Consider the following 8,223-nt stretch of genomic DNA (forward strand, 5'->3'; position numbering starts at 1 on the left):
GCCACTTGAACCTGCAGCGATGACTGAACAGGCAAACGCAGCCCCCGAATTTATCCTTGGCCTTCGGAAAAGACCCTACTCCGCGAAAAACGGCATGGCAAATGACTCAGCCATTACTGTGGTTTTTATGATCTGCCGCCGCCGGCCGTCATCCACCCCGGCAGTGGCCGGCCAGTGATTTTGTCGCGAAAACCCCGCGCGGCCGACAGGAAGAAAAGGGCCAACGTGCTAGAATTCGGCACTCAAGTACAACGCCAGCAAGGACTCTTGATGAAAACCACGCTTGTCGCGCTCGCGCTGGGCCTGTGCTCACTGACGGCGCTGGCCGCCAACCCGCATGTTGCGTTGAAGACCAGCCAGGGTACGGTCGAAGTCGAGCTCTATCCGGAGCAGGCGCCGAAGACTGTCGCCAACTTTACCCAGTATGTGAAAGACGGCTTCTATGACGGCACGCAGTTTCATCGCGTGATCGACGGTTTCATGGTCCAGGGCGGCGGCTTTGACCGCACGTTCAAGGAAAAGCCGACCCGTGCACCGATTCCGAACGAAGCCAATAATGGCCTGAAGAACGAGCTCGGCACGCTGGCCATGGCCCGCACTTCGGACCCGAACTCGGCCAGCGCCCAGTTCTTCATCAATGTGGCTGACAACGCCTTTCTCAACTACCGGGCACCGACCACGCAAGGCTATGGCTATGCCGTGTTCGGCCGCGTGGTCAAGGGCATGGATGTCGTGAACCGCATCGCCAAAAGCAGGACGACCCGGCAGGGCATGTATCAGGATGTGCCGGCCACGCCGGTCCTGATCGAAAAAGCCACGCTGCTTCCGTAATTTCTCCCAGGAAAGACTGTAATGATCAAGCTGACCACCAACTTCGGCGTCATCACTCTGCAACTGTTCGCCGACAAAGCGCCGAAGACCGTTGCCAACTTCGAGCAGTATGTGCGCGACGGCCATTTCGATGGCACCGTGTTCCATCGCATCATCAACGGCTTCATGATCCAGGGCGGCGGTTTCGCTGCCGGCATGGTGCAGAAGCCGACCCGCGAACCGATCGAGAACGAGGCCGCCAACGGTCTGTCGAACAAGATCTACACCGTGGCCATGGCCCGCACCAGCGCCCCGCACTCGGCGTCGGCGCAGTTCTTCATCAATGTGGCCGACAACGATTTCCTCGACTTCAAGAGCGCGGATGCACAGGGTTTCGGCTACTGCGTGTTCGGTGAAGTGGTCGATGGCAAGGACGTGGTCGACAATATCAAGACGGTCAAGACCGGCCGCCGCGGCATGCACCAGGATGTGCCGCTGGAAGACGTCGTGGTCGAAAAGGCCGAAGTGGTCGAAGCCGCCGCGGCCTGATCCGCCCGGCCGGAACGGCGCAGGCGTCTGGCCCGCACCGTTCCGGCTGCTGATGAAGGCGGGTACCGACGGCTGCCATGGCGCCGGTGCCTGCCCGCTGCGCCCGCTCTTCCAACCCGCATGGCACTCCTTGCCGGACCGCACCCTACGTGGCCACCCTTTTCCTGTCCGACCTGCACCTGTCTGCCGATACTCCGGCCTTCAATGACCGTTTCACCGCCCTGCTCGGCGAAGCCAGCGGGCGCATCGACGCGCTCTACCTGCTTGGCGACCTGTTCGATGCCTGGCTGGGCGACGACGACGACACGCCCTTCTCCAGTGACCTGCAGGCACGTCTGGCCGCCTTTACCGCCATCACGCCGGTCCGGGTCATGAACGGCAACCGCGATTTCCTGATCGGCCGGCGCTTTGCCGCCCGGACCGGGGTCAGCCTGCTCGACGATCCGGCCACCGTCACCCTGTACGACCGCCGCTACCTGCTCAGCCACGGCGACAGCCTGTGCACCGATGATGTCGCCTACCAGCGCTACCGTGCCGCCATCCGCCGTCCTGCCCGGCGCTGGTTGCTGGAACACCTGCCGTTGTCCATTCGTCGCGCCATCGCCCGTGCGCTGCGCGCACGCAGCCAGGCCGACAAGGCAGACAAGCCGGCCGCAATCATGGACGTCAATGCCGGCGCCGTGGCCAGCCTGCTGGCAGCGCATCCCGGGGCCACGCTGATCCATGGCCATACCCATCGCCCGGGTCACCACTATCACCGTGTCGGACGCGACCAGCGCGAGCGCTGGGTGCTGCCGGACTGGCGTCCCGGTCAGATGGGCGGTTTGTGGGTCGATGCCGGCGGCCCGCGCTTCAGCGCTGACCCGCTCGCCGATCTGGCCGCACTCAGCTCGAACAACTGACGGACAGCCCGTCGGCCCAGTCCGGCGGCAGACCGGCCCAGGCCTCGTCGCCGATGCCGTCGGCGTACGGCCGGGCCAGCGCGGCAGCCAGTGCCGCCATCAGCGAGAAATCTTCCTGTTCCGCCGCCCGGATCGCCGCCTCGGCCATCCAGTTGCGCAGCACGATGCGCGGGTTGACCGCCTGCATCGCCCGGCCGCGTGCGGCCGCGTCACCGTGCAGGCGGCGGCGATAGCCGGCGGCCCAGCGATCAAAGCGCTCGCGATCGACAAACAGGTCACGAACCGCCTCATTGCGCTGCGCGGCAAAATCACCCAGCCGGCGCCAGAACAGCGTCCAGTCGGTCCGCTCGGCATTCATCTGTTCGAGCAGCGCCGTCAGCAGCGGCCAGTCCCGCTCGTCCTGCCAGTCGGCAAGACCCAGCTTGGCGGCAAAGCGCGCGGCCAGTGCGGTCTCGAACAGCCCGGTATAGCGTGCCAGCGCGGCTTCCAGCCCGGCCTGCCCGGTCAGCGGCAGCAGGGCGCTGGCCAGGCAGGCCAGGTTCCACTGGCCGATGCCGGGCTGGCGGTCCCACGCATAGCGGCCGGACGGATCGGAGTGGTTGCAGATGTGGCCGGCATCGAAACCATCCAGAAAGCCGAACGGTCCATAGTCGAGCGTCAGGCCGAGGATGGACATATTGTCGGTATTCATCACCCCGTGACAGAAGCCGACCACCTGCCAGTCGGCCATCAGCGTCGCCGTGCGGGCCACCACCTCGTCGAACAGCGCCAGCACCGGGTCGGCATGGGCGCGGCAGGCAGGGAAATGGCGGTCGATCACGTAGTCGGCCAGCGCACGCAGGGCCTCCAGCCGGCCGTGGTGGGCAAAGAACTCGAAGTGGCCGAAGCGGATGAAACTCGGTGACACCCGGGCCACCACCGCCGTCGTTTCCATCTGCTCGCGCCGCACCCTGGCCGGCGAGGTCACCATGCTCAGCGCCCGCGTGGTCGGAATGCCCAGCCCGTGCATCGCTTCGGAACACAGGTATTCGCGGATTGACGAACGCAGCACGGCACGGCCGTCACCCATGCGCGAATACGGCGTCTGCCCGGCTCCTTTCAGCTGGATTTCCTGCGGGCCGTCCGCACTGTCGATCTCGCCGAGCAGCAAGGCACGGCCATCGCCAAGCTGCGGCACCCACACACCGAACTGATGACCGGCGTAGACCGTGGCCGCCGCTTCTCCGCCAGCATTGCCGGCCAGCAGGGCGACCGTATCCACCGCGTCGGCCGTCGGCGCGTCGATGCCGAGCGACGCGGCCAGTGCGGTGTTGACGATCGCCAGCCGTGGCGACGGCAGCGGGGTCGGCAATACCCGGCGGGCGAATTCGGCATGCACCGCGGCATGGCGGGAAGGAAGCAGGCGCTGTTGCAGGGTCGGCATGGCGATAACGGCTGAGGGAAAGCGGCCAGCATACGGCCTGCGCTGCCGGGGCGAAATTCACACCGCCAGCAGGGTTATGGCTGCGCCCCGGGAGCAGGCACGCCCAGACCGCGCCATTCGCTGGCCAGTTCGACGCGCAACGCATCGATGACCGGATCGCCATCGCGATCAGCCGGATAGATGAACTGCAGTTCGGCAGTCTTGACCACATCGGGCACCAGATAGCCCATGCCGTCGGCGTCGGCGCGAATGGCATCGTCCTCGCGCATCAGCACTGCACCGATACCGACCGACATCAGCGTCGCCATGATCGGGACATGGTCGACGTCGATCAGTTTTTTCGGGGCGATATTGAGTTCGCGCCACAATTCGCTACAGAGCTTGTTGAAACTCGACAGCGACGACATGCCGACCCACGGAATCTTGCCCAGCGCCTTCGGCCCGCCACTTTCGATCCGTTCGCGCCAGCCGTTCGGCACCATGACCCGGAAGCGGATGTCGGCCAGGTGCACGGTATTGACGTTCACATACGGGTTCTTGCCGATATAGAAGCCGGCGTCGATTTCCTTCTTGCGCACCTGGTTCAGAATGACGCCGGTCACGTTGTGACGGATCTGGATATCCAGCAGCGGGTATTTTTCCACCAGCGACGCAATCCACGGCCCGATATGCAGCATTTCCGGCGTGGTGATGGTGCCGATGATGGCCCGTCCCGCCAACTGGCCTTTCAGCCCGCGCGCGTGGTTCAGCAGATCGCGGCTGGACGTCAGGATCGACTGGGCCCGCGGCAGCAATTCCTCGCCGGCCCGCGTCAGCCGGACACCACCGGCGCTGCGGTCGAACAGCGGCATGCCCATGTCTTCTTCCAGCGCCTTGATCTGTGCGGTAACGGCTGGCTGGCTCAGGTGCAGCAGTTCGGCGGCCTGGGTCAGGTGTCCCTGCTGGGCCACGGTGACAAAGGTGCGCAATTGATAGAGTTCCATCTACTCCTCCTGGTCTGGCTGGCCGCCGCCCACGTCACCAGGGCGACGAAAAGCGACGCTCATTCCCAATTATTGACCTTGATTCTACAGGGGTCATGACAAGCGACAGCAGTAAATTAGAGCAAAAGTTCCAATTTTTCTCGCACTTCCCAGTGTCATTAACAGCCCGCAAAGCCTTGCCAGTACTGGGTTTGTGCACCACAGCATCAGTCTGCGTGATTTTCTGCATCAAAAATTGCGATTGGAGGCTGACGTCAACGTCAACGTACATTCCATTGCGTGCCGGACCTTCGCTGTCCGCGCCACCCAAAGGAGGAAACGATGAACAACGACGAAGTCCTAAAACGGGTACAACAAAACCCGAAGTTCGCAGAGCTGGTGCACAAGAAAACCAGCTTCGGCTGGGCGCTCTCGATCGCCATGCTGGTCATTTACTACGGCTTCATCCTGATTCTGGCTTTTTCGCCGCATACGCTCGGCACGCCCATCAGCAGCAGCGGCGTGACCACCTGGGGCATCCCGGTGGGTATCGGCATCATTCTGTCGGCTTTCGTCCTGACCGGCATCTATGTGCGCCGGGCGAATACCGAGTTCGACCAGCTCAATCAGCAAATTGTCGATGAGGTGAACGCATGAAACAACGCTGGCTTTCCATTCTGGGAGGGGGTGCCATCGCCCTGCTCCCGCTCGCCGCGCTTGCCGCCGGCGCGATCGAAGGTGACGTGAAGCAGCAACCGCTGAACATGCACGCCATCATCATGTTCTTCGTGTTTGTCGCGTTCACGCTGGGCATCACCTACTGGGCTGCCCGCCGCACGCGTTCTGCGTCCGACTTCTATGCAGCCGGTGGCGGCATCACCGGCTTCCAGAACGGACTCGCCATCGCTGGCGACTACATGTCCGCCGCGTCCTTCCTCGGCATTTCCGCCATGGTGTACACCTCCGGCTATGACGGCCTGATCTACTCGATGGGCTTCCTGGTCGGCTGGCCGGTGATTCTGTTCCTGATCGCGGAGCGGCTGCGCAACCTCGGCAAATACACGTTTGCCGACGTCGCCAGCTACCGCCTGCAGCAGACCCCGGTCCGCTCGCTGGCCGCGACCGGCACGCTGATCGTGGTGTCGATCTACCTGATCGCGCAGATGGTCGGTGCCGGCAAGCTGATCCAGTTGCTGTTCGGCATGAACTACTCGTCGGCCGTGGTCATGGTCGGCGTGCTGATGGTCCTGTACGTGACCTTCGGCGGCATGCTGGCCACCACCTGGGTGCAGATCATCAAGGCGATCATGCTGCTGTCCGGTGCAACCTTCATGGCGGTCATGGTGCTGGCCTACGTCGGCTTCAGCCCCGAGGCGCTGTTCGCCAAGTCGGTCGAAGTCCACAGCAAGCATCTGGCGATCATGGAACCGGGCCAGCTGGTGTCCAACCCGATCGACGCGATCTCGCTCGGCATCGCCCTGATGTTCGGTACCGCAGGCCTGCCGCACATCCTGATGCGCTTCTTCACGGTGAAGAACGCCAAGGAAGCGCGCAAGTCGGTGTTCTACGCGACGGGCTTCATCGGCTACTTCTACATCCTGACCTTCATCATCGGCTTCGGCGCGATCCTGCTGGTCGGCACCAACCCGAACTTCTTCGAAGGCGGCAATCTGGGCGGCAAGCTGCTGGGCGGTGCGAACATGGCGGCGGTCCACCTGGCCGATGCCGTGGGCGGCGACCTGTTCCTCGGCTTCATCTCGGCGGTGGCATTCGCGACGATTCTTGCGGTAGTGTCGGGTCTGGCCCTGTCCGGTGCGTCGGCGGTGTCGCATGACCTGTACGCCAGCGTGTTCAAGAAGGGCAAGGCCAACGAAGCGGACGAAATCCGTGTGTCGAAGATCACCACCCTGGTGCTCGGCGTGCTGTCGATCATCCTCGGCATCGCCTTCGAAACGCAGAACGTCGCCTTCATGGTCGGCCTGGCCTTCTCGGTCGCCGCATCGGCCAACTTCCCGATCCTGTTCCTGTCCATGTTCTGGAAGGGCCTGACCACCCGCGGTGCCGTGCTCGGCGGTGCCATCGGTCTGGTCTCGGCCGTGGTCATGATCCTGCTCGGGCCGACGGTCTGGGTCGATGTGCTGAAGCATGACGCCCCGCTGTTCCCGTTCAAGAACCCGGCCCTGTTCTCGATGACCCTGGCGTTCCTGAGCACCTGGCTCATCTCGGTCCTCGACAACTCGCGTACCGCGAACGAAGAACGTGCCAGGTTTGACGCCCAGTTCGTGCGGGCCATGACCGGCATCGGCGCCACCGGCGCATCCAAGCACTAAAGCAAGTCACCCGCCCGGAAACGGGCGGGGCCTTCCCGGCCACCACCGGGGAGGCGGCAGTCCGGGTCGGGGAAGCCCCAACCCGGACTGCCCCACACCAGTCTCACAGATGTCCAAGGAGAATCAGCCATGTCCACCATCGAATCCGTACTCAAGGAAACCCGCAGTTTCGCGCCGATCGACGCTTTCCGTCAGAACGCCACCCTGTCCGGCATGGAGGCATACAACACCGTCTGCGAACGCGCGAACAACGATTACGAAGGCTTCTGGGCCGACCTGGCCCGCGAGCTGCTGAGCTGGCACAAGCCGTTCACCCGCACCTTCGACGGCAGCAATGCCCCGTTCTTCAAATGGTTCGACGATGGCCTGCTGAACGTCTCCTACAATTGCCTTGACCGTCACCTCGACCAGCATGGCGACAAGACCGCCATCATTTTCGAGTCCGATGACGGCCAGTCCACCCCGATCAGCTACCGCAGCCTGTATGAACAGGTGTGCCAGTTTGCCAACGGCCTGAAAAAGCTCGGCGTGGAAAAGGGTGACCGCGTGGTCATCTACATGCCGATGACGGTGCAGGCCGTCATTGCCATGCAGGCTTGCGCCCGCATCGGCGCCATTCACTCGGTGGTGTTCGGCGGCTTCTCCGCCGGCGCGCTGCGCGACCGCATCATCGATGCCGGCGCCAAAATCGTCATTACCGCCAACGAAGGCATGCGCGGCGGCAAGACCGTGCCGCTGAAGGCAACCGTCGACGAAGCGCTGGACGCCGGCGGTTGCGACAGCATCGAGAAGGTTATCGTGCAGAAGCGTACCGCCGGCAATACGCCGATGGGTGCGCGCGACATCGGCTGGGACGAGCTGACCGCCGGCCTGCCGCTCGACTGCGAACCGACCTGGGTCGAAGCCGACCACCCGCTGTTTATCCTGTACACCTCCGGTTCGACCGGCAAGCCGAAGGGCATCCAGCATTCGAGCGCCGGCTACCTGCTCGGCGCCGCCAACAGCTTCCGCTGGGCGTTCGACTACAAGCCGGACGACGTGTTCTGGTGCACGGCCGACGTCGGCTGGATCACCGGCCACACCTACATCTGCTACGGCCCGCTGGCGATGGGCGCGACCCAGGTCGTGTTCGAAGGCGTGCCGACCTACCCGGACGCCAGCCGCTTCTGGAGCATGATCGAACGCCACAAGGTCACCACCTTCTACACCGCCCCGACGGCGATCCGTTCGCTGATCAAGCTCGGCGC

The 8,223-nt window shown here is 63.8% G+C and carries 8 protein-coding genes; 6 read left to right on the forward strand and 2 right to left on the reverse strand.

The features are described from left to right. Positions 1–270 precede the first annotated feature (270 nt). The 3 genes from ACYVG8_RS07180 to ACYVG8_RS07190 all read left to right on the forward strand — a co-directional run bounded on the left by ACYVG8_RS07180 (position 271) and on the right by ACYVG8_RS07190 (position 2,261). Positions 271–831, forward strand: coding sequence for a peptidylprolyl isomerase (locus ACYVG8_RS07180; protein ID WP_028499680.1), 561 nt, complete (start codon positions 271–273; stop codon positions 829–831). 21 nt (positions 832–852) lie between these two features. Beyond that, positions 853–1,359 carry a peptidylprolyl isomerase gene (locus ACYVG8_RS07185; protein WP_028499679.1) on the forward strand — a complete coding sequence of 169 codons (507 nt, stop codon included), beginning with the start codon at positions 853–855 and terminating at the stop codon, positions 1,357–1,359. 149 nt (positions 1,360–1,508) lie between these two features. After that, positions 1,509–2,261 (forward strand): UDP-2,3-diacylglucosamine diphosphatase, encoded by a 753-nt coding sequence (locus ACYVG8_RS07190; protein ID WP_028499678.1) that lies wholly within the window; start codon positions 1,509–1,511, stop codon positions 2,259–2,261. Here the strand turns inward: ACYVG8_RS07190 and ACYVG8_RS07195 are convergent. Together ACYVG8_RS07195 and ACYVG8_RS07200 are read right to left on the reverse strand one after the other, a co-directional pair. Continuing rightward, positions 2,245–3,684 (reverse strand): protein adenylyltransferase SelO, encoded by a 1,440-nt coding sequence (locus ACYVG8_RS07195; protein ID WP_460745281.1) that lies wholly within the window; start codon positions 3,682–3,684, stop codon positions 2,245–2,247. The genes ACYVG8_RS07190 and ACYVG8_RS07195 overlap by 17 nt on opposite strands. Positions 3,685–3,758: 74 nt before the next feature. Further along, on the reverse strand, positions 3,759–4,667 hold the full coding sequence (locus ACYVG8_RS07200) for a LysR family transcriptional regulator (RefSeq protein ID WP_107889939.1): 909 nt from the start codon (positions 4,665–4,667) through the stop codon (positions 3,759–3,761). A 321-nt stretch (positions 4,668–4,988) separates the two neighbouring features. On the opposite strand from ACYVG8_RS07200, the gene ACYVG8_RS07205 reads away from it, so the two are divergent. From ACYVG8_RS07205 to ACYVG8_RS07215, 3 genes are all read left to right on the forward strand, one after another. Continuing rightward, the gene (locus ACYVG8_RS07205; RefSeq protein WP_028499675.1) at positions 4,989–5,303 is read left to right on the forward strand and encodes a DUF485 domain-containing protein; all 315 of its coding nucleotides are present in this window, start codon (positions 4,989–4,991) and stop codon (positions 5,301–5,303) included. Beyond that, positions 5,300–6,976, forward strand: a complete 1,677-nt coding sequence (locus ACYVG8_RS07210) for a cation acetate symporter (RefSeq protein WP_028499674.1) — start codon at positions 5,300–5,302, stop codon at positions 6,974–6,976. The genes ACYVG8_RS07205 and ACYVG8_RS07210 overlap by 4 nt, the downstream gene beginning before the upstream one ends. Before the next feature lie 129 nt (positions 6,977–7,105). Then, on the forward strand, positions 7,106–8,223 hold a 1,118-nt coding region (locus ACYVG8_RS07215; RefSeq protein ID WP_460745282.1), incomplete at its 3' end, for an AMP-binding protein.

Source organism: Microvirgula curvata (genome assembly GCF_054781615.1).

Bases quoted from the DNA above. Each gene is read 5' to 3' on its own strand.
- ACYVG8_RS07180 (WP_028499680.1), top strand. From the start codon at position 271: ATGAAAACCACGCTTGTCGCGCTCGCGCTGGGCCTGTGCTCACTGACG.
- ACYVG8_RS07185 (WP_028499679.1), top strand. From the start codon at position 853: ATGATCAAGCTGACCACCAACTTCGGCGTCATCACTCTGCAACTGTTC.
- ACYVG8_RS07195 (WP_460745281.1), bottom strand. From the start codon at position 3,684: ATGCCGACCCTGCAACAGCGCCTGCTTCCTTCCCGCCATGCCGCGGTG.
- ACYVG8_RS07200 (WP_107889939.1), bottom strand. From the start codon at position 4,667: ATGGAACTCTATCAATTGCGCACCTTTGTCACCGTGGCCCAGCAGGGA.
- ACYVG8_RS07205 (WP_028499675.1), top strand. From the start codon at position 4,989: ATGAACAACGACGAAGTCCTAAAACGGGTACAACAAAACCCGAAGTTC.
- ACYVG8_RS07210 (WP_028499674.1), top strand. From the start codon at position 5,300: ATGAAACAACGCTGGCTTTCCATTCTGGGAGGGGGTGCCATCGCCCTG.